This window comes from Microcoleus sp. MOSTC5, from assembly GCF_036701825.1.
GTDB classification, from domain to species: Bacteria; Cyanobacteriota; Cyanobacteriia; order Cyanobacteriales; family Microcoleaceae; genus Microcoleus; species Microcoleus asticus.
Map to the genome: position 1 here is coordinate 1 of NZ_JAUBRK010000192.1, position 1088 is coordinate 1088.

Annotated in this window: 1 protein-coding gene; it reads left to right on the plus strand. The window is 35.0% G+C overall.

The genetic code is table 11. The annotated features are described in order from the left end of the window. Positions 1 to 82: 82 nt before the first annotated feature. A complete protein-coding gene (locus QUA54_RS34325; protein WP_333419506.1) occupies positions 83 to 1081 on the plus strand; it encodes an IS630 family transposase in 999 nt (332 codons plus the stop codon). The last annotated feature ends 7 nt before the right edge of the window (positions 1082 to 1088 follow it).

Sequence of the window (1088 nt, forward strand, 5' to 3'; positions counted from 1 at the left end):
TAAGTAGTTAGACAGAATTAATTACACAAATACATAGTAGAATGATATTCCAGGCAAAATTATGAGTTAATTACAATTTCATATGATGTTGATCAGGAAAATAAATCCTCTTTCGTCTAAATTGCTAGAGCGAATTTATCGCCAAAGCCGACATCATCAGGTACGTCAGAGAGCACATTGCCTCATATTAGCTTCGCAAGGAGTAAAAAAAGTAGAGTTGATGAATATTTTTAGAATAAGTTATAAGACCCTCTATAACTGGTTCAATCGGTGGGAATTAGAGGGAATGGTAGGACTTTATAATAAACCAGGAAGAGGTTCTAAGCCACTATTTAACGATTCGCAAAAAGCCCAAATTAAAGAGTGGGCTAAACAAGAACCAAGGCAATTAAAAAAGGTTAGCCAAAAAGTTCAAGAGACCTGGGGCATAAGTCCCAGTACAAAAACAATTCAAAGAATACTAAAAATTCTGAATATGAGTTGGCATCGTATGCGTAAAGGAGTGGGAGGAAAGCCTCCCTCCCAGGAATATCAAGATAAGAAGGCACAATTAGAAGAATTAAAACGATTAGATGATGAGGGTAAAATTGATTTATATTACTTGGATGAAACGGGGTTTTGTTTGATTCCTTGTGTACCCTATGGTTGGCAGGATATCGGAGAATATTTAACAATTCCTAGTCGTCGTAGTCAACGAATGAATGTACTAGGAATCATGAATCGAAATAACCATCTTGAAACTTATATTTCATATCAAAGTATTAATTCAGATGTGGTTATTGCCTGTATTGATGCTTTTTTTCCCGCAGTACATAAGCCAACGGTGATTGTCACCGATCGAGCTTCTATTCATACCAGTGATGCTATTGTTGACAAACTTGAAGAGTGGGAACAACGTAATATTACTCTTTTTGAGTTGCCTTCTTACTCTCCTGAATTAAATTTAATTGAAATTTTATGGCGGTTTATTAAGTATGAATGGATTGAGATATCTGCTTACAAGAGTTGGGGAACTTTTGTTACATCTGTGGAAAAAATCCTGAAAGAATTTGGAGAAAACTATGTAATTAATTTTGTCTAGCTACTTA

Bases quoted from the DNA above. Each gene is read 5' to 3' on its own strand.
- QUA54_RS34325 (WP_333419506.1), top strand. From the start codon at position 83: ATGATGTTGATCAGGAAAATAAATCCTCTTTCGTCTAAATTGCTAGAG.